17 protein-coding genes are annotated in these 20813 nt (G+C 57.6%); 16 read left to right on the forward strand and 1 reads right to left on the reverse strand.

Features of this window, described 5'->3' with window-relative positions; all coding sequences use genetic code 11:
- Positions 1-228: 228 nt before the first annotated feature.
- Positions 229-1395: a glycosyltransferase gene (locus AC1DW9_RS32620; RefSeq protein ID WP_476777131.1), complete on the forward strand. Its 1167-nt coding sequence runs from the start codon at positions 229-231 to the stop codon at positions 1393-1395.
- A 19-nt stretch (positions 1396-1414) separates the two neighbouring features.
- Here AC1DW9_RS32620 and AC1DW9_RS32625 read toward each other — a convergent pair whose 3' ends face one another.
- Positions 1415-2461 carry a glycosyltransferase gene (locus AC1DW9_RS32625; protein ID WP_476777132.1) on the reverse strand — a complete coding sequence of 349 codons (1047 nt, stop codon included), beginning with the start codon at positions 2459-2461 and terminating at the stop codon, positions 1415-1417.
- Positions 2462-3002: 541 nt separating this feature from the next.
- Between AC1DW9_RS32625 and AC1DW9_RS32630 the strand changes: the two genes are divergently transcribed.
- The 15 genes from AC1DW9_RS32630 to AC1DW9_RS32700 all read left to right on the forward strand — a co-directional run bounded on the left by AC1DW9_RS32630 (position 3003) and on the right by AC1DW9_RS32700 (position 20369).
- Positions 3003-3968, forward strand: coding sequence for a class I SAM-dependent methyltransferase (locus tag AC1DW9_RS32630; RefSeq protein WP_476777133.1), 966 nt, complete (start codon positions 3003-3005; stop codon positions 3966-3968).
- Between the two features lie 153 nt (positions 3969-4121).
- On the forward strand, positions 4122-6950 hold the full coding sequence (locus AC1DW9_RS32635) for a glycosyltransferase family 4 protein (RefSeq protein WP_476777134.1): 2829 nt from the start codon (positions 4122-4124) through the stop codon (positions 6948-6950).
- A gap of 24 nt (positions 6951-6974) precedes the next feature.
- A complete protein-coding gene (gene wecB / locus AC1DW9_RS32640; RefSeq protein WP_476777135.1) occupies positions 6975-8012 on the forward strand; it encodes a non-hydrolyzing UDP-N-acetylglucosamine 2-epimerase in 1038 nt (345 codons plus the stop codon).
- A 61-nt stretch (positions 8013-8073) separates the two neighbouring features.
- A complete protein-coding gene (locus AC1DW9_RS32645; RefSeq protein ID WP_476777136.1) occupies positions 8074-9054 on the forward strand; it encodes an NAD-dependent epimerase/dehydratase family protein in 981 nt (326 codons plus the stop codon).
- A gap of 76 nt (positions 9055-9130) precedes the next feature.
- Positions 9131-11074, forward strand: a complete 1944-nt coding sequence (locus AC1DW9_RS32650; RefSeq protein ID WP_476777137.1) for a hypothetical protein — start codon at positions 9131-9133, stop codon at positions 11072-11074.
- 43 nt (positions 11075-11117) lie between these two features.
- Positions 11118-12017, forward strand: a complete 900-nt coding sequence (locus tag AC1DW9_RS32655) for an NAD-dependent epimerase/dehydratase family protein (protein ID WP_476777138.1) — start codon at positions 11118-11120, stop codon at positions 12015-12017.
- Between the two features lie 42 nt (positions 12018-12059).
- Positions 12060-12926 carry a class I SAM-dependent methyltransferase gene (locus tag AC1DW9_RS32660; protein ID WP_476777139.1) on the forward strand — a complete coding sequence of 289 codons (867 nt, stop codon included), beginning with the start codon at positions 12060-12062 and terminating at the stop codon, positions 12924-12926.
- A 65-nt stretch (positions 12927-12991) separates the two neighbouring features.
- Positions 12992-13747 carry a hypothetical protein gene (locus AC1DW9_RS32665; RefSeq protein ID WP_476777140.1) on the forward strand — a complete coding sequence of 252 codons (756 nt, stop codon included), beginning with the start codon at positions 12992-12994 and terminating at the stop codon, positions 13745-13747.
- 10 nt (positions 13748-13757) lie between these two features.
- Positions 13758-15641 carry an asparagine synthase (glutamine-hydrolyzing) gene (asnB, locus tag AC1DW9_RS32670; protein WP_476777141.1) on the forward strand — a complete coding sequence of 628 codons (1884 nt, stop codon included), beginning with the start codon at positions 13758-13760 and terminating at the stop codon, positions 15639-15641.
- Positions 15631-15930, forward strand: a complete 300-nt coding sequence (locus tag AC1DW9_RS32675) for a DNA-3-methyladenine glycosylase (protein WP_476777142.1) — start codon at positions 15631-15633, stop codon at positions 15928-15930. The genes asnB and AC1DW9_RS32675 overlap by 11 nt, the downstream gene beginning before the upstream one ends.
- 15 nt (positions 15931-15945) lie before the next feature.
- A complete protein-coding gene (locus AC1DW9_RS32680) occupies positions 15946-17124 on the forward strand; it encodes an ABC transporter ATP-binding protein (protein WP_476777143.1) in 1179 nt (392 codons plus the stop codon).
- Positions 17121-18341 (forward strand): ABC transporter ATP-binding protein, encoded by a 1221-nt coding sequence (locus AC1DW9_RS32685; protein WP_476777144.1) that lies wholly within the window; start codon positions 17121-17123, stop codon positions 18339-18341. Before AC1DW9_RS32680 ends, AC1DW9_RS32685 begins: the two co-directional genes overlap by 4 nt.
- Complete coding sequence (locus AC1DW9_RS32690) at positions 18338-19129, forward strand: ABC transporter permease (RefSeq protein WP_476777145.1); 792 nt, start codon at positions 18338-18340, stop codon at positions 19127-19129. Before AC1DW9_RS32685 ends, AC1DW9_RS32690 begins: the two co-directional genes overlap by 4 nt.
- A 9-nt stretch (positions 19130-19138) precedes the next feature.
- Positions 19139-19843, forward strand: a complete 705-nt coding sequence (locus tag AC1DW9_RS32695; RefSeq protein WP_476777146.1) for a WbqC family protein — start codon at positions 19139-19141, stop codon at positions 19841-19843.
- A 4-nt stretch (positions 19844-19847) separates the two neighbouring features.
- Positions 19848-20369 carry a GNAT family N-acetyltransferase gene (locus AC1DW9_RS32700; RefSeq protein WP_476777147.1) on the forward strand — a complete coding sequence of 174 codons (522 nt, stop codon included), beginning with the start codon at positions 19848-19850 and terminating at the stop codon, positions 20367-20369.
- Positions 20370-20813 lie beyond the last annotated feature (444 nt).

Genomic DNA, 20813 nt, shown 5'->3' on the forward strand with positions numbered 1-20813 from the left:
CTGCTTGACACCGACGGTAGCCACCGAGATTGGAACTATACTGCTTAAAAGATTTGGAACAGTGAGCGCAATCGAGCGTCAGATGGAAGATTCTACAATTTCAGCTGACATGCTCTGCGCCTTTGGCGCCGTCTTGCTTCACCAACTGGGTGCCACGAACTCGTCCAGCGGTCCCTTCGCGATGCGAAGAAGCGAATGCGGCCGCAGGCTGCCGATGCCGGGGCGGACATGACCAAAATCGCACTCGTCTGCATCTCGCCGCTGCGACATGATTCGCGCGTGCTGCGGCACGCCGGGTTGCTCGCGGGCGCCGGCTACGACGTCCGTATCTTCGCGCAGGCCCCACTCCCGGATTCACCCCCGGCTCCGGTTACGGTCCTGCCGGGCCCCGGAAGTGACTGGCGGGTACGCTTCGGCATGGTGTTCAGGCAGTCTCCGGCAACGCTCCTGCCAGCCAGCGCGGATTCGCTTTACTGGGCATCCACGACCAAGCTGGCGGCGCGCCGCGACCTGCTGCATTATCGCCCTGACCTCGTCATCGCCAATGATTGGCGCTCCTTGCCTGTCGCCTTCGCCGCCAAGCGTGCCAGCGGCGCCCACATCATTTACGACAGCCATGAATTTGCACCCGAGGAATTCTCGGACAGTTGGCGCTGGCGCACGCTAGCGCGACGTCATGTCATGCGCGTTGAGGACCGCTACATCCGCGAGGCAGACGCAGTCGTCACCGTCAGCCCTGGCATCTCCGATGCGCTCGCAGAACGCTATGGGCTCCCCGAGCGCCCCATCGTCATCTCTAATACCCCGTCCTGGCAGGGCACCCCCTTCCGCTCGACGGGAAGTCCGGTCACCGTGCTCTACCACGGGGCTGTCGTGCCCCGCCGCGGCCTCGAAACGCTGATTACAAGCCTGCCGCTCTGGCCGGCCGACTTCAGGCTGATCATCCGCGGCCCGACTCAGGGGCAATTCGACCAGCATTTACGCAGTCTGGCCGGGCATCTTGGCGAGCGCATCGCTTTCGAACCCGCCGTTGCCCCCTATCAGGTCGTGGAAGTCGCGGCGCAAGCGGACATCGGCATCTTCCTGCTGTCGAACAGTACGACCCATGCCCGCTTCGCACTGCCGAACAAGGTCTTCGAGTATATGCAAGCCGGGTTGATGCTGGTCAGCAGCGATCTGCCCGAGATCCGCAAGCACGTCGAGTCAACCGGCTGCGGATTGCTGCTCCCCCAGGACACCCCGGAAGCCATCGCAGCCTCCCTCGCCGGCCTGGATCGCGACGGGATCAACGCCTGCAAGCGAGCCAGCCTCGAAGCGGCGCGCCGGCTGAATTTCGAGGCCGAGAGCGCCAAGCTGCTGACAATAGTTGAGCATCACTGCCACTCGACGGCCTGAGCGCGATCCATCAGGGCTCCTATTGGGCGGCGAGGCCCTGCACCGCCCGGTTGCGGACAGCGCGGTCGATTGCATCGAAGAACCGGTCGGCCTCGGCCTCCCAATTGAGTTCCTTTGCCGCGACGAGCGAACGCGCTTTGCAGGCCTCGATCGAAGCGCGGTCGAAACCATTGATTGCGTTTACAATGGCCGCCGGCGTGACCTCCGGAATCAGGCGGCCGAGCTCGTATTGCCGCAGCAGCGCTGTCATCTCCGGCAAGTCCGAAACACATAGGGCAAGGCCGGCCATTGTGTATTCGAAGAACTTGTTGGGCAGGACGTGAACGTTCTGCTGCGAGTGCCCGGACAGCGCGAAAAGGCCAACATCGAAGCGCGCAGCCTCCTTGACCAGATCGACCATCGGTACCGACGGCGCCAGCACAACGCGCGCACCGAGGCCCGCAGACTGAATCCGATTGGCAAGCGCCTCGAGATACTCGGCCGGGCCAGGACCACGGATCGTCAACCGAAACTCCGGCCGCCACAGCGCGACGCTATCGATACAAGCCTCCAGCCCCCGGCCGACATTGACGACACCATGATAGAGCACCTCGATGGTCTCGCCGCATGGGCGGTGCGGGTGTGCTTCGTAGCGCGGCATGTTGCGGATCAGCAGCGGCTTCTCGGGAAGGCGGTAGAGTTCGTAGAGGCGGTTGGCGATGCCTTGCGAGACGCAACTCGTCACAGCCGCGCCGGCGATCCCCAGTTTCTCAACTCCAGCAATGATCGGCCGCTGGAAAACCCGCCAGCGCCAACGCTCGGCGTACTCATCAACGGCTAATTCATGAGTGTCGTACGCGTAGGGAACCCCCTGCTCCAGCGCAAGCTTCTGCACGATTGGTAAGGCGGTCCAGTCATTGGCGAGCCAGACATCAACCTCCTGGGAGCGCGCGAGTTCATACAATTGCGTGAAGCGGTCATTGAGTGACCAATAGGTCCGGGCAGCGTGCTCAGGCCTTAAGTAGACTTGCGCGACCTCCCCGAGACGCTTCACCCGCCGGGTTAAGGGGCTGGCTGCGCGCTGCACGACACGCCAGTACAGCCAGCCAACGGCGCGAGAACCAAAACCGCGACCTCTTGTTACAGTCGGTATCGGCTCGGATGTCTCACCCGGAGGTACCAAATCACCCACACTAAGGCAGGCCCAGTATGGGGCAGCTGAGAGAGCCCCAGGCAAGCCGAATGCGAAAACATCCCACCCCCGTTCGGCGAAGAGGTCTCCCTGGCGTCGAACACGTGGGTCGTCCGGAATAGCCGATAAAGAGATAAGGCCAATGCGCGGCTTCAACGCAGGCGAATCCGACCTGATCATTGCGATAGGAACTCCATACATCGAATCACGCGGCTAGCTTCAACGGCAACGCCGCATTGTTATGGAGTACCGGAGCCAAAGACCGCTTTGCCAAGGGCTCATAGCCAACAGGGTGAAAGCGAGCAACTTGCATTTCGGCATTAACTGAAGCACCAGAGGGGCTCCTGCCGGACGGGATAGCTAAAGGGCCTAGGGATCCGGTTCGGCGAACAAGACGATTCTAGCGTTTAGCGTGGCCAACCCACGGAGAAGATGAATGACCTTGCCATCATGGCTAAAGCAGAGGCTCGCGAACCGAACCGCGCTGGACAATAATGGGAAGGCGGCCACCGTCAAGGGAGGAGATATTTTGAACACGGACAAGGAAGATTTTTTGTCTGTGGAAAAATACTGGACGGAACATAACGTAACACTTCACAGAACATTCTCGTCGGCCGAGGAATCTCTGACAGACTTTCATTGGAGAAATTCTCAGTATTTTCGCTACATCGACTTAATGCCGGTCTCCGGCCTAGACAACCTTAGCGTCCTCGATTTCGGCTGCGGTCCCGGCTATGATCTTGTTGGCTTCAGCACCCAGTCTAAGCCAAACCGGCTGATCGGAATCGACGTCTCGAAATCCTCGCTTGCAGAAGCGCGCGCGCGCCTGGCTCTCCATGGAGCTGAGCCCGAATTGTACCATCACGACGTAACCAAGGCGCCCCTGCCAATCGCAGATTCGTCGATAGACGTCGTGCACAGCTCGGGCGTGCTCCATCACATGGAGAGCATGGAACCGGCACTGATTGAACTCCGCCGCGTTCTAAAGAAGGGCGGGACGGCGCAGTTCATGGTCTATCATCGCGATAGCCTTTGGGTACATCTCTATGTCGCGTTCGAGCGGCAGATTCTTCAGGGGATCGACCCGAATCTCGACCTTGGCGCCGCATTCCAGAAATCGACCGACGGTCCAGATTGCCCTATCTCGCGCTGCTTCAGTGAACGGCAGTTCATCGACTACGCTTCTCGCTACGGCTTCGAGATCGAGAGCTTTGGAGTAGCCGTGTCAGCGTGGGAAATGTCGCTGCTGGATAAGAGATTCAGCGCAATCATGGACGCGCGCTTGCCAAGGGAAAGTCGAGAGTTTTTGGCTGGACTAACGTTCGACCAACAGAACCTACCCCTGTCCCGACCAGGGGTTCACGCCGGCATCGACGGCTGCTTTAAATTCAGAGCAGTGTAACCGGAAACTTACCGCTCACACCAGAGATCCGCATTATAATCAAACAAGCTCCATCGCGCCCCGTATCAGCTGGGTCGATGGAAACCATCATCAATCCGTCAGGTTATGATCGCTATCGTCGGCGTTGAGATACAAGACAAAGGAAAGAGCAAGATGGCCTCAGTGTCCAATGCTGAGATGCGCCCGCATTTGGGCGCTGATATTAATGCGGATTTCAATCGCCGGTTTCTGCTCGTCTGTTTTTTTGACCCGAATGGCATTGCGACCGTATGGGAGAACATTGCCATTCTCCAAAAGTACAGTTGCTACAAGTTTGAAATTCTGAATCTCTGGCCGGGGCGAAGTGGCTTTTTGGAGATCCCCTCAAGCGTGGATCTTAGCGACTACGTAGGGCTGATGATACATCCAACTGCAGCCTACAATCCCGACAATCTGAACAACTTGGACCGTAATCTAAGGGTAAAATTTAAGGAATTTGACGGGATCAAAATCCTTGCCAAGCAAGACGAACACTACAGATCAGCAGAATTTCCAATATTCTTTGATAAAAATAGCTTTGATATTCTCCTAACTTGCATCCCAGATGGTGAGATAAATAAAGTATATAACGATAAAATACTAAGAAATGCATCAGTTATTCATACGCTAACCGGATACGTTAGTGAAGCGGTCAGAAACATCAACTCTCCACCCTACGAAGCACGCCGCGTTGACATCGCCTATCGAGGCTCACTTCAACCGATTTCATTCGGCCGCCTCGGCTATGAGAAGCGACAGGTGGGCGCGCAGGTGCTTGCTCACCCCGCTGCCCGGAATCTGACACTCGACATCTCATCAAGGTGGGAGGATCGACTCTCAGGCCTAGACTGGTTTTCCTTTCTGGGAGGAGCAAAAGCGATACTAGGTGTCGAGTCGGGCTCAAATCTTTTCGATTTCGACGGCAGCGTCGCCGAGCAGTGCCGAACGTTCGCGCTTGAGCACTCCGATATGGACCCCTTTTCAGACGACTTCTATCGCATCGCGGAAGCGGGCATTCTACGTAATTTCGAGGGCAACGTAACCTACGCGCAGATATCCCCGCGCCACTTTGAGGCTGCTGCGACGCGATCTGTTCAGATCATGTTCGAAGGAGCATATTCTAACATATTCCAACCTGGAAAACATTTCTTTCCGTTGAAACGAGACTTATCGAACTTCGAGGAGGCCGTCGATTTCATAAAAGATACTCGCCGTGCAACGGCGATGGTTGAGGTCGCATACGAGGAAATCATACTAAATGATAATTATACATACAAAAACTTCGTTCTCACGCTGGACAAGGAAATAAGCGATAAGATCGAAGCCAAGGGGGCCAGAAGAAACAACTCACGGAAGCCCTCAGCATCGGCGAAGCCGAAAGCGCTCATTCTGTGCGCACACGACCCCGTTGTTGACCCCCGCATAGGATGGTGGGCATCGAGCCTCAACCCAGCATATTCTGTTTGCGAACTCGGCACCTATCGCTTCTCAGAGACAGGAGAAGAGCCCCGTTTGAGCCAAATCAGCGAAACGCACTGGCGCGTTCAAATTGAACGCACCTGTCATGGTTCAGTGTGGAAATCCAGCGATTCCGGTAACATGCTGAACACTCCTGGCGTTCGCGATATCGCGTTACTGGATATCTTCAGCAAATCGTCTGAAGCTGAACTACGCAGATCGCTCGGGGCTTTTGACGCCAACGACGTCGATTTTTATCGTTTCAAAGAGTTGTGCAGATATTTTGTCAACACCAACAGCGCATTGCTACAGGCCGCCCTTAATATGGGACCATTTGACTGCCTGATCTGCGCGGATCTAGAAAGCCTACCGGCTGCGGCGGCCCTGAAGCATATCTGGAAATGCCACGTGGTCTTTGACTCTCATGAGTACTGGCCGTTTTCCTATACCGATTTTCGGGCGTGGGAGAATGAATTCTGGAGCAGACTGGAAGGTCGACTAGCCGCTTCGGTCGATCGCTGCATAACGGTGTCTGACACCTTGGCCGCACACCTGACGTCCGAATACGGGCTGCCGTTCAAGAGCATACCAAATGCCACCTTGCTGGCAGACGCCAACGCCGAATGGTTTCGCAGCAATGACGCTGAAGAGATACCGCATGCAAACGCCCCACTCGAAGAACGGCAAGTCGTCTTCCTATTTCAGGGCAATTTCGCCCCCGGCCGCGGCCTAGATCTATTGGTTGACGCTTGGAAGGACGTGCACACAAACGCGATCCTTCATCTCCGCGGACCAGAAAACGCGTTCAGAGATCAGATCCTAGAATTGTCGCGGCAAAACAATACGTTGAATAGAAATATCTTCTTTCAACCGGCTGTTAGCGAGAGCGAGTTGATCGATTTCGCACGGAAGGCGGACGTCGGCATAATCCCGTACGACTCCAGGCACTATGCCAATAAATTCGCATGCCCAAATAAGATGTCCCAATACATGGCGGCAGGGATACCAATTTTATCCAATAAAATTGAATACGTTTCAGGAATAATTGAGAGCAATGGAATTGGCGAGTCAATTCCATTTCACGAAAGAGACCAGCTAATTGAACTTGTAAACACCTGGACGTTAGACGAAAGGAAGCGCACCGAGGCCGGAGCGAAAGCACGATCGTATTTTGAGAAGGAGTTTAACTGGGAGAATATATCGCGCAGTGTAGTTCAGGACTTGGACAAGATCGTTTCGTTAAATAGCGCCTCCAGCCCCCCCATTCGGTTCGAGTGGATTGCTCGGGACCAGTCCATGAGGAAAGCCGCGCCGGAATTCGGCCCCAGTGAAGTCACGCCAGACGAGCCATCCGGGGAAATCACATCAAATGAGTCGTCCTGCGCCATTTTGAAGCCGCTGGACACCAAACTCAGCCGCGTACTTCGGGGCCTATGGCGCTCGCTCCCCAGTGCACTGCGCTACCGGATCGCAGCCAGTTTGCGGCGCTCAGGCATCCTACGTTAACGGTGAAAGTAAGGCTTCGACGTAATGTGTAAAATATTCACCGTGGTTGGCGCCCGGCCGCAGTTCATCAAGGCGGCGCCCGTTAGCCAAGCCTTGGCCAAGGCTGGTCTGAGGGAGATACTCGTCCATACCGGTCAGCATTTCGATGCGCTGATGTCGGACATCTTCTTTGATGAACTCTCCATTCCCAAGCCCGCCTACAATCTGGAGGTTAACAGCCTCGGTCATGGTGCGATGACCGGGCGGATGTTGGAGAAACTTGAGGATGCAATGCTGGCGGAAAGGCCGGACATGGTCCTGATCTACGGCGATACCAATTCCACCGTGGCGGCAGCGCTGGCGGCAGCGAAGCTGAACATCCCGGTCGCCCATGTCGAAGCCGGCCTTCGCTCGTTCAACCGCAAAATGCCCGAAGAGATCAACAGGGTTGTGGCTGATCATGTCAGCGCCCTTCTCTTTTGCCCGACGCAAACCGCGATCCGCAATCTGGCCAATGAGGGCATCACGCGTGGCGTGCACGCGGTCGGCGACGTCATGTTCGACACAACCATTGCAGCCGTGAAGCGCGCGCAAGGCCGCTCTACGATACTTGCGGACCTGAAGCTGACGCCAAACAGCTACGCCGTGGCAACCATCCATCGCGCAGAGAACACGGACGATCCGGGCCGCTTCGCGCGGGTTGTTGCTTGGCTGGAGAATGAGGCGAAAACCTCACCCGTCATTATGCCTGTGCATCCCCGCACGCGCAAACTGTTCACCAGTCGCGGTATTGTGCCTACCGGGCTCATGTTGATCGACCCAATTGGCTATCTCGATATGGCGTGGCTTGTGAACCAGTCAGCCGGCGTCTTCACGGATTCGGGGGGCCTTCAAAAAGAGGCCTATTTCCATCGGGTACCTTGCGTCACTCTCCGAGACGAGACTGAGTGGGTGGAAACCCTGGAGGCGGGCTGGAATCGGCTGTGGACTGAACCGCACTACGCTCCGCGCAGGGAAATTCCCGACTACGGCGACGGCACGTCGGCGACACAGATTGCTGATTTACTCCGCAAGGCTATCTAACTATCGAGCGTGCGGGTAGTTGCCCGCGAGAAACACCAGCCTAGCAGAACGAGATGCGGAAATGAACCTTAACGGCAAGAAAGTGGTCGTCATCGGCGGCGCCGGTTTGATTGGCTCCCATACCGTAGACCAGCTGACTCGAACCGACGTCGCGGAGATCCTCGTTTATGACAATTTCGTACGAGGCCGGAAAGCGAACGTCCTTGGCGCGCTCACCGATCCGCGTGTCAAAATCTACGATGTGGGCGGCGACATCCTGCAGACCGACGTACTCCAATCCGCGCTCGACGGAGCCGACGGCGTTTTCCATTTCGCCGCGCTGTGGCTACTTCAGTGCCACGATTTTCCGCGCTCGGCGTTCGACGTCAATGTTCGCGGCACGTTCAACGTGCTGGAAGCGTGCGTCGCCAAGAACGTCAAGCGACTCGTCTATTCGTCCTCGGCCTCGGTCTATGGCGACGCGGTCGAGGAGCCCATGACGGAAGATCATCCGTTCAACAACAAGAACTTCTATGGAGCGACCAAGATTGCCGGTGAGGCTATGGCCCGCGCCTTCCACCACCGCTACGGCCTCAATCTGGTCGGACTGCGCTACATGAATGTCTACGGCCCGCGTCAGGATTACCGCGGCGCCTACATCGCAGTAATAATGAAGATGCTCGATGCCATCGATCGCGGCGAAGGACCCACGATCCTTGGGGACGGATCAGAGGCATTCGACTTTGTGGCGGTTGAAGACTGCGCTCGGGCGAATCTGTGCGCGATGCGCGCCGACAGCGTTGACCGCTTCTACAATGTCGGCACGGGAACACGTACGTCACTTAAGGAACTAGCAGAGCGAATCTGCCACCTGACCGGCTGCAACCAACCAATCACCTATGCCCCACGCAGTCAGGCAACCCTCGTCAGGAATCGAATTGGAAGCCCAAAACGGGCAGAGCAGGAGATCGGTTTTACCGCAGAGGTTAACCTCGATGAAGGTCTTCGGCGTCTGATCGCATGGCGCAAGACCGATAAGGCGAGTGCTCAGGAAGCGGCATGATGCGTAAGGTACCGCGACTTGGGGGCAGTATTCTGCGAAATTTGCCGACGCTTGCCCGGGTTGGAAGGGGAGAGGCATGACCCCCAAACCCCTGGAACTGCTGCGCCGTGGAAAGGTATGGAAGAGCCACGTCGAACAAAATATCAATGCTGCCTCCGACAGACTCGCCGCGATCCAGCGTGAACTTGATGAAGTCCGAGCTGCGAATGCCGTCCATCTCCAGCACAAGTCCGAGCTTCAATCGGCACTAGATACGCTGCGCAAGGAAATCGATGGGCTCTCCGCACGGCAGAGGTTCACAAGCAAGGTCGAGGCACTCGGCTTCCAGAAGCAGGCAATTGTTCCCCTTGGACAACGTGTTGCCGAAGTTGCAGCGCTTGGCGACCGTTATCATATCTTGATGAGCCAGCGCGGGGCGCAACTGCTGGTTTTGTTCGTCAAGCCAGACGACCCGGCCCTCTCCAGCCTGCGCGGTACCGCCCCCCTCCCGCTCCTAGAAGCAGCAATAGACGGCAGATTGCGTGAGGCAATTATCGTCGCTCCAAATAGCGCAGGCGGGCACGCTGCCCATCGCAGCGACGAGCTCATGGCGGCCATTACCCAGATGCCGTTCAAAGCGTTGGCTTGGGCCGAAACGAGAGGGCCTGCGAATGAGGCAGCTGTCGCCTCAGGCGCGACGCTAGATTACTTCGCTCGGCTGAACCACATACTCGCAGATCTCGATCGGCTGGATTTTCACGCGCACGGCTCGGATATGAGAGATGAGCATGGTCGCGTGTCAAATGCGCCGTTCAACGAACCAAGCCTCCTCCCCGACTTCGTTCCGGCACAACCAAGACGCAGAGCGGTTCTCTTTACTCACCACGCTTACTATAATTTCTATTATCTTGCGCGGGCTTTACGCAATAGGGGATGGGATGCGCTATCAATTTCCACCGAATCACCTAGCAACCCAAACCGCAAATACTATCATGGGGACGATCTGACGATATTCGACCCGGACCCCGATGTTCAAAAGAACAATATCCATACGTTCTTGAAAGATAACGCCGATAGATTTGGAATTATACATAGTTACGGAATTGGAGTACTTAGTCTATTTCCATCAAATCATGCGAATTCATCCCACACATCTAGATATCCATGGGATACACTTGAAGCGAAGCGCCGGGGTACTCTAATCGGATATACTCATAGCGGTTGCCACGATGGCGTTTCCCAAAGTTCATTCAAGACTTGGAGCCCGTCGACCTGCGCAAACTGCCCTTGGCAAAATGAACCTACCATTTGCTCTGACACCCTGAATCTAGAGTGGGGGCGCAAACTCACGAGCGTCGTCGATCTTTTTTGCACCGAAACTGACCCTCCATTAGACTTCAAAGGCTCGAAGAAATCCTTTAGAGCGCCGCTAACTTTTGCAATCGACCCAGGATATTGGTCGAATGAGCTAGAGATACCTCAGGAATACGTTCGCCCGCGAAAGCAAGGAGAGGTAGTTGTGTACCATGCAATGGGAAACTACGAGCTTCGCTCTCGCGAAGGACTCAATGTCAAGGGAACCGGCGCTGTCGTTAGGGCAGTTCAGCAGCTTCAGGGCGAGGGGATCAACATCAAGCTCGATTTTGTCAAAGATATCCCGTCGCTGGACAATCGGTTTATCCAGGCCCAGGCTGATATCATCGTCGATCAACTTAACTACGGCCGATATGGCGCATTGGCTCGCGAGGGCATGATGCTAGGCAAACCCGTCGTTGGTCGCGTCAACAAGATGGATGGGACCAGCCTGCCGGCAACTCGCTGTATCCTGGACTCTCCGATCGTGAATGCCGATGAAACCACCATCACTAATGTTCTGCGCGACCTCGCCCTGAATCCGGCCAAGCGCCGTGCGGTTGGCAAAGACAGTAGAGAACATGCGATCCAGTGGTGGTCGGGAGAAAGGCTCGCGGAACGCTTTGAACGTGTCTATGACCACCTGAGAGAGCACGGAAGCCCGCCATCGGAGGACGAGATTCTGTGAGGAGACCGGACGATGCCGGCAACAGACATGAATGGCTCTACAGATGAGTAAGCGAAGCGTTCTGGTGACCGGGGCTACAGGCCTGATTGGGCGCGCCGTGGTCCAGCGACTGATTCAGCAAGGTGATAATGTAATCGCTATTGTTCGCCCTCAGAGTTCCGCCCAGTTACCGAAAGGGGTAGCGAGAATCGAGATTGACCTCGCGCAGGCTTCGGCAACGAGCCTCGCTAGGATCGGGCATTTCCAGGCGGTTATTCACCTGGCGCAGGCGCCAGGATGGCACGACTTCCCGAAGCACGCCGGTCAAGTCGCCGCGCTGAACGTCGCAGCTGCAGCCCATCTTGCAGAAGCCGCAGTTGAGGCGGGAGCCGATACCTTCATCATGGCGTCGTCCGGCGGGATCTACGGCCCCTCAGATCATCCAATCTCGGAAACAGCCCCGATCAGACCTGCTGCCGAACTCGGCTTCTATCTAGCCACGAAGGCCGCTGCAGAACAGCTTCTGCGGTACTTCGAACAGCGCGTGAGAATCCATGTGCTGCGTCCGTTCTTCGTATATGGAGCCGGACAGGCAGAGGCATTCTTGATGCCTAGGCTGATCCGCTCGATTCGAGAGGGTTTACCAATCCGATTGGAGGGCGAAACCGGCCCTCGGCTTAACCCGATTTATGTCGACGATGCCGCAAGTGCCTTCACCGCTGCGCTCGATTTACACCAACCAACCATAGCGAACATCGCCGGACCGGAAATCGTAAGCATCCGAGACGCTGCGGAACTCCTCGCTACGATACTCGGCAAGCCCGCCATTTATTCAATCGTAGACGGAAATCCCGGTAATTTTGTCGCCGATACAACGCGAATGGAAGCTCAATTTGGCCCGGCCCCCACTGGGTTGAAATCTGGTTTTGCAAAGCTTGCTTTAGCGGCTCCCGATCTCGCATAAGCTTCTCGCATCGACGATCCATTCCTGACTAGGCTGCTGCCAATGGAAACGCCTTGGGCGCACATAGCGATCAAGTTTGACGAGAACGCAATATCGCTGGCCGAGTTGCGCCGAGAGGACGCCGCGCGCTGCCTTTCGACACAGGAAGCCTCACCCCTGCTCGTCGACCCTGACGATCGGTCCGAACTTCACCAGACGCTGGACGGCGCGCTCAAATTCGCGAACGGCACTCCTGTACCGATGCTAGGTCAGCGCCCTGTACTGCTTCCGGCCTTCGCTCGCTCCCGCATCAAGGACGGCCAGTATCACTTCGAATCGACCTCGCTCCGTGAGCCCGGCGTGCAGTATCTTTATCTGGCGAATATCAAGGCTCAGGGGGGCGAGCAAAATTCGGCCTACGAAGACGTTTGGTATGAGCGGCATCTCTATCGGGCTCGGCGCCTAACCCAAGCAGCATCAGGGTCCCTGCTCGATATCGGTTGTGACACGCCCGAGATCAGCAGCCGGATGTTCCCACGAACCGTTGACTATGTCGGCCTTGAGCCGTCACTGGCGCTCAGCGAACAGTTTTGCATTTGCGGGATGGCAGAGTTTCTTCCATTCCGCGACGCTAGCTTCGACAACGTCTCCCTAATGACGAGCCTGGATCACATCCTGGATGCCTCCCAGGCAATCGAAGAGTCCTTTCGCGTGCTGCGTCCGGGCGGCACCCTCTACCTTGCCTCATTGGTCTGGCTCCACCACGCATCGCTCATCAAGGATACGGTCCACTTTCATCATTTCCGGGACTGGGAGATTCAGGGCCTGCTGCGAAACTTTGCGATCGACACGGTTCAGCGATATAGCTGGAAAGGCGATCAGCATCGCTACGGTGTGTATATCAAGGCAACAAAGCCACCCATAACTTAGATGAACGCAGATTACATTGCCAATAGCCGTGACAGACTTGTTCATAATATCAGAATAGTGAAGATATGCGTCAGAATATAGATCATAAACTAGAATTTTGCGACTTCACCGAAGACGGTTATCGCGACCTCTTAAAGCTAGCGAAGAGAAATTATAAATTTTGCGGCTTTAGATCTGAAAGCACAGCACGCAGTATCTTATGGCGCCACGACGTCGACGTATCGATGCACCGCGCCGTGAAACTCGCTGAACTGGAGGCAGAAGAAGGCGTCAAGGCGACATATTTTATATATCCGCGCTCGATTTTCTACAATTTACTCTCCACAGATATCCATCATCTCGTTGAGCGCATCCTAGGTCTTGGCCACGATATTGCGTTGCATTTCGATCCCACGCATTTCCGCCCTGCGCTGAGCGGAGATGCCTTGGTTTCGGCCATCGCCGTGGAACGAGACCTTTTGTATCGGGAGTTTGGCGTTGCTCCGACCGCCGTGAGCTTCCATCTCTTTGGGGTCCTCGAACAGCCTATGCCGGACGATGACGAATTGGCAGGGCTGATCAACGCCTATTCCAAACGGCTGCGAAACGGCTATGGCTACGCCTCCGATTCTAACGGGATCTGGCTTCATCGCCGCCTCCGTGATGTCCTCAGCGAGGCCCGGGAAGAGCATCTCCAAGTTCTGACCCACCCCGAATGGTGGACACCAACGGTCATCGCGCCCCGCGCCAGACTTCAACGTGCGATCGACGGTTATGCCACCGCCATGGGCAATTGGTACGACGAAACGGTAGCCCGCTCTGGCCGCCCCAATTTTTGGTAGGCGGCGAGATATGTGCGGTATCGCCGGCTATCTCAATCGCAACGGCTCGCCTGCCGATGGCAAAGTTGTCGCCGCGATGCGCGATGCGATCGCGCATCGCGGGCCCGACGGCAAAGGATTACACATCGACGGCCCGCTCGGACTCGGCCATCGTCGGCTATCGATCATCGATTTGCGGGCGGTGGCGAGCCAGCCGATGCACTCGCCGGACGGCCGCTGGACGATCGCTTTCAACGGGGAGATCTACAATTTTCGCGAGCTCAGGCGTGAACTAGAACGGGAAGGCTGGGTCTTCCGTACCCGCTCGGATACGGAGGTTCTGATCGCCGGCGCCGCGATTTGGGGGGTAAGAGAACTTGCGCGGCAGATCGACGGTATGGCGGCCATCGCTCTTTGGGACGCCGTCGAGAAGCGCCTTTACCTCGTGCGAGATCGGTTTGGCGTGAAGCCGCTCTATCTCTGGCGTACGGCAGGCCGGCTCGCGTTCGCCTCGGAAGTGAAGGCTTTCCTAGCCCATCCCGAGTTCCGGACGCGCGTCAATCACGCTGCCTTGCGGGAATACTTCACCTTTCAGAACCTCTTCCGCCCCCACACTTTGTTCGAAGGGGTCGAACATCTACCGCCGGCAACGATTCTCATTGTCGATCGCAATGGTGAACGGCGCGAGACCTATTGGGACTACGACTTCTCTTCCCCCATTCCGATTGATCCCGACGAGGCGGTGGCGAACCTCGAGTCGTTGATGAGCCAGGCCGTCGAGCGGCAGCTTGTCTCGGACGTTCCAGTCGGCGCCTATCTTTCGGGCGGCATGGATTCTGGCACGCTTGTCGCCCTCGCCTCCTCCAAGGTACCGCGCATGCAGACCTTCACGGCGGGCTTCGAGATGAGCCGGGTGCGAGGAGCGGAGGCCGGCTTCGACGAGCGGCGCGATGCTGAGCTTATGGCCTACAGCTACAAGACCGAGCATTACGAGCAGGTAATCAACGCCGGTGACATCCGCTGGTCCTTGCCACGTGTCATCTGGCACCTTGAGGACCTGCGGCTCGGGATGAGTTACCCGAACTACTATATCGCTCGGCTCGCTTCGAAATTCGTCAAAGTCTGCCTCTCCGGCGCTGGAGGAGACGAACTTTTCGGAGGCTACCCCTGGCGCTACTACCGGGTGTTCCGTTCGCTCGATCGTCAGGACTACCTCGCGAACTACTACGGCTTCTGGCAGCGGCTGACCACGGCCCAGGATCGCAAACGCCTCTTTGGCGCCGCAGCCGACGACGAAGCTGAGATGTTTGACGTCTTCCGCACCGTCTATGCGGATGCCCCACGGCTCTCTTTCGAGACGCCGGAGGATCACATCGCGGCCTCCCTCTATTTTGAGTGCCGCACCTTCCTGTCCGGCCTTCTGCTAGTGGGCGACAAGCTCTCCATGGCAAGCGGCCTCGAGGAGCGCTTTCCCTTTCTGGACAACGCGCTTGTCGATTTCGCCATGCGCCTTCCGGCCCAGCACAAACTTTCTGACCTTGAGCACATGCTTACCGTCGATGAGGATGCCGTACGCAAGAAGCTACTTGCCGAGGACGACTTCGCAAGCGGCAAGAGCTGCCTTCGGAGAGCAATGGCGCATGTCCTGCCTCCCGAGATCATGGAGAGGCGCAAGCAAGGCTTTTCTTCGCCGGAAGCATCCTGGTATCGCGGCGAAAACGCCGATTATGTTCGCGAGATGCTTCTTGGCTCAGACCTCGCCTCCAGTGCCTATCTCGACGCGGATTTCATCCGCGAAACAGTTGAAGAGCATATGTCGGGCAAGAAGAACCACCGGCTGCTGATCTGGTCGTTCCTGTCCTTCGAACAGTGGTGCCGCGTCTTCCTCAACGGGGAGCGCCCGAATGTCAGGTAGTCATTTGCTATTGAATGCCGCGGACGTGACGCTAGCCGGAGCAGAATGCCCCTTAGATCCAGGCGCCTTCACCACACTGGACGAAGATCGCATCTGGACAAATGACCTCACGGACCTGCCCCCCAAAGTCCTGGGCACCCCGGGGCAACTGACAGGGTTACCCGATTTTGCTAAGCCCGGCATTGTCACTGGCGATGGGCTGTTGCTTATCAGTAACGCCACAGATGCAGAGGGCGGCATTTGCCTCGACAAACTGCACAGGTCGGCCCACAAGCGCTTCGTGTCCTGATCGGCCCCAGCTAACATGCCAGCAGCAATCTCCATCACCTGTGAGGGCGTGTCGAAGCGTTTTGCGCTCGTCGACGGCGGTAGCGCGTGGCGACTCGCCTTTGGCGCCGGCAAAGACGTCCCTGTTTTCCAAGCCTTGCACGATGTCAGCTTCGAGGTCCCCAAAGGCCAGTTCGTGGGTGTGCTCGGCCGCAACGGCGCCGGAAAGTCCACGCTGCTGCGCGTGGTGGGCGGTGTCTATGCAACCGATACGGGCAGAGTGGCAGTGAACGGCGCCATGTCCGCGATCTACGAACTCGGCCTCGTCGGCAATCCTGAACTCACAGGCCGCGCCTACGCTGACCGTCTCTTGACCGTTCACGGTTTCTCGCGCCGCGAACGTGCGGAAATGATCCTCGACATCCACGATTTCTCCGAACTCGGCGATCGGTTCGAGGATCCCGTCCTGACCTATTCGGCCGGAATGACGGCCCGGCTGTTCTTCTCCACCGCCACCGCCGGAAGCTACGATGTTTACCTGCTTGATGAGATCCTTTCGGTTGGCGATCAGCACTTTCAGGCGAAATGCTGGCGCCGGCTACGTTCTCGCATCTCGCAGGGGGCGTCGGGCGTCTTGGTCACTCATGACTGGGCAGCGATCGTACGCATGTGCGAGACCGCCTATGTCTTGGACAGGGGCAAAGTGACGTTCGGGGGGCCGGCGGAGCGCGCCGCGCGACTCTATCTATACGGCGAGGACGCACGGCAGACCTATTTTCCGGGCATTGCACGCCTGATCTCCCGCCCACGTACGCCGATAGCCGTCGCGGCAGGCAGCGATCTCAACATATCGGTCGGCGTCGAAATCCTCAGGCCGGTCGCTGTGGGGTGCACATGCGCAATCGAACGACTTCAGCCCGGTTTCGGTTGGGAAACAGCGTTGATGACACGGCAGCCCCACCCCATCGGGGATTCGGTTGGCCATCACGAGATCAGTCTCCATGTCCCAGCCGTGCCTCTTGATCCCGGCTCGTATCAGATCAGCCTTCATCTCACGGCGCCCGATACGGTTGATCGCAGACGACTAAAGCTGCTCGACGGCTGGACTTGGTTGAACGGCAACGGCATTGCCTTGGAAGTGACCGGGGATCCTCGACAAGGAATGCCGCTGCCAATGAAGTGGAGCGTGCAGTCTCCGGAGGCCGTACAGGCATGAGCGCCTTCATCAGTATCCGGGATCTGACCAAGACGTTCGCGCTCGCAGAAAAGGGCAGCGGACCGGTCTCGTTGCGCGATGCCCTGCGTATCGGGCGGCGCGAAGCCACCCATCGGAGGGTTCAGGCTCTCCAAGGCGTCTCATTCGATGTCCGGGAAGGAGAGCGCGTTGGCGTGATCGGTCGGAATGGCGCTGGTAAGACAACGCTTCTCTCTTTGCTCGCAGGAATAACGGAGCCGACATCCGGCACAGTCACGATTGAGGGCGACGTGCATGCCATGCTCACCATCGGGGCCGTCTTGCGCGATGAGGTGACAGGCCGCGAGAACATCTATCTCGACGGCGCAGTGCACGGAAAAAGCCACTATGAGATCGAGGCCCATGTTGAGGAGGTCATCGCCTTCTCGGAACTGGGCGATTTCATCGACCGTCCCGTGCGAACCTATTCTTCCGGCATGAAGGCCCGCCTGGCGTTCTCCATGGGGGCCTTTGTCGAACCTGATGTGCTGATCATTGACGAGACCCTGTCCGTCGGCGATGCCTTCTTCGCCGCGAAGGCGAGCCGCCGCATGAAGGAGATCACGGCGCAGGGGCGCATTGTGATCGTGGTGAGTCATGCGCTGGGCGTCATCAGCGAGATCTGCGATCGTTGCCTATGGCTTGATCAGGGCAAACTCGTCATGGATGGCCCGTCAGCGGAGGTAACGGCAGCCTATGAAAGGGCGGTGGAACAGGCTGACGAAGCTGAACTCGCGGCTAAGTTCGAACGCGGAGAGGACCTGCCACCGCGCCCGGATGCCGGTCACCTGGACAGCGTGACGCTTGAACAGGAAGGGGCGTCGCTGTCCGCAACTGCGCGTGCCTTCGTTCCGTTGCGGCTTGCTGCATCAGGTCAGATCATCCAAGCGGCCGAAACGGCCGATATCTGCCTTTCGATTCTGCGCGTCGACGGACGCCGCATCGTTTCCCGCCGTCTGTCGGAAGCGGGACACGCGCTCCCCCCCATTGGGCGCTTTGAAGCTTCAGTGGTGCTCGATCCGATGGTACTCGGCGCGGGCCTTTACCGCTTCGATTTCACACTCCTCGACGCTAACGGCCCCATCGACACCATGCATCGGGTCGTTGAGGTTGTTGATGAGGAGGGGCAATTCGGTGGCGTGCCGCTGCTCTACTATCCACCCACTATTGCCGTTAAGTCGCCCGGAGAAATCTCATGACTCTTGCAGGGTTTGATCGACGCGACTTTGGCATGCTCATCAACCTGTTCCGGATGGCATTGACCGACCGCTTCCTAGGCTCGTCACTAGGCCTGATTTGGGCAGTGCTGTCGCCGCTGATGCTGATGGGCATCTTCGTTTTTGTGTTCACCTTCGTGTTTCCCAGCCGTCTGCCAGGGCGCGACGGCGCGCTGCCCTTTGTCATCTGGCTGATAAGCGGCTACGCGCCCTGGCTCGGTCTGAGCGAAGGACTGAGCTCGGCGACGAGCTCAGTCACTGGGAGCGCGGGCATCGTGAAGAACATCGCCTTCAAATCAGAGTTATTGCCGATCGTAGGGGCGATGCTCGGTCTTGTTCCCCTGAGCGTGGGGCTCGCGCTCGTGTTCATCCTGAAAATCGCAGCGGGCGAAAGCCTGAGCCCAGCTCTGATCACTCTGCCGATCGTCATTGGCCTGCAGCTTCTGTTCGTTTCAGGAATCGGCTTGTTTCTGGGGGCGTTAAATGTCTTCTTGCGCGACACCTCACTTGCGCTACCCAGTGTCCTGACCATGTTGCTGTTCGCCTCCCCGATTTTTTACCCCCTCTCTTCTTATCCGGCAGTTGCGCAGGCAATCCTCATCTACAATCCCTTCTATGTGCTCGCCGAGTGCTATCGCGCGCCGATCCTCGCCGGGAACTTGCCGCATCTCTGGATGATCGCCTATCTCACCTTACTCTCAGCGGCCCTCATCGCCGGCGGCTTGTGGTGGTTCCGGCGTTTGAAATCGTTCTTCGACACGCGTTTGTAAGCACGCCGAATGCCCAGTCTTATCGCGATTCATCAACCGAATTTCTTTCCTTGGCTCGGCTACTTCGACAAGATCCGACGCGCGGACGCGCTCGTGTTCCTGGACGCGGTCGACTATCCGCGGGCGGGATCCGGCGGTATGGGCTCCTGGTGCAACCGTGTGCGCATCGCCATTCAAGGAGAGGCGCGTTGGATCACCTGCCCCGTGCAACGCATGCCGCTGGGATCGCCTATTTCAGCAGCATGGATTGATGACGGCCAGCCCTGGCGCAGTAAGCTCCTAAAGACCCTCGAAACCAACTATCGTAAGGCACCTTGTTACGCGAGGACGATCGACCTGCTGTCTCCGATTATCCTTTCGCCAGAGCCGAATCTCGCGACGTTCAACATTGCAGCCACCCGCGCCATCGCGACGCACTTGGGCTTGACCACGCGATTTGTGCGTCAGTCGGAATTGCCCCATTCCGGTCAGGCGACCGAACTCCTAATTACCCTTGTCAAGGCTGCAGGCGGCGACGCCTATCTCGCAGGAGGCGGCGCAAGTGGCTATCAGCAGGACCACATCTTCGCGGAACGCGGGGTAAGGCTTGTAGAGCAAAGCTTCACTCCGAGAGTCTATGGTGATCCCGCGCGCTATCTTCCGGGCCTCTCCGTGATCGACTACATGATGCACGATGGGCGGCCGCTGACAGACACGGCGACGGTGCTGGAGTAGCGGAATGCTCACGGGAAGTAGGATCGCGTTGACCGAATTGCGCCGCAGCGATTCCGAAGGATTATTCGCATGGATAAATGATCCAGAAACAGTTCGCTTCAATGCACCCTATGCGCCAGTTCATGAGTCTGGCCACACTGCCTGGTTTGAGAAGGTCACGACGGACCCCTCACGCGTGATCTTTGGAATCCGGGAACTGGAAACCAAACGTATCGTTGGAATTCTGCAACTCATTGACCTTCACCCGATCCATCGCAGTGCCGAGCTAATCATCCGTATTGGCTCGGATGCGGACCGCGGTCGCGGTTTCGGTTCGGAGGCGGTTCGCCTCGCCGTCGAATTCGGTTTTCGCCACCAGAACCTACAACGAATCTGGCTTCGCGTCTTCGCAGATAACGCGCGGGCAATTCGCGCCTACGAGAAGGCCAGCCTACAACGCGAAGGTATCATGCGACGCGCCTGCTTCATCGATGGCCAGTGGCGGGACGAGGTCATCATGGCCATCGTAGCTGATGTGGATCGTTGACGGAAAGACTCCATGCCGGCGAAGTCCCCAAGCCAATTGCGGTCCAGATCGGCGACCGAGACCCTGGACTCCTGCTCTTCAAGATCGCGATGTTCTGTTCTTCCGAGAAGCGGCCGCGCGTCATGCTCTAGGTGTTTGATCCCGGGCTTTGATGGTGCAGCCTTTTCCGGTGAGTGGAAGGAKGCGCTAKGGGCCTGTATGGACGGCCTCCGCGTGGCAAGGGCCATTTGGCGCTTCTGACGAGTTGGTCGGGTGCAGGCATGTATACGGCCTCTGATCGGCAGCGCATTGATGCCGCGGGCCCTGATGAAGTCCGCCGATCGGGTTCCTTTCAGGTTCGCGCGCTCTCGGCGCATGGCCCATAACGGATTGTCCCGATCCCGGCTCGACCGTTCGTCATCACACCATCAGCACCTCACCAATCCTTCGTAGCCCACTGCTGCT

The organism is Allobosea sp. P4_E12, assembly GCF_056401655.1.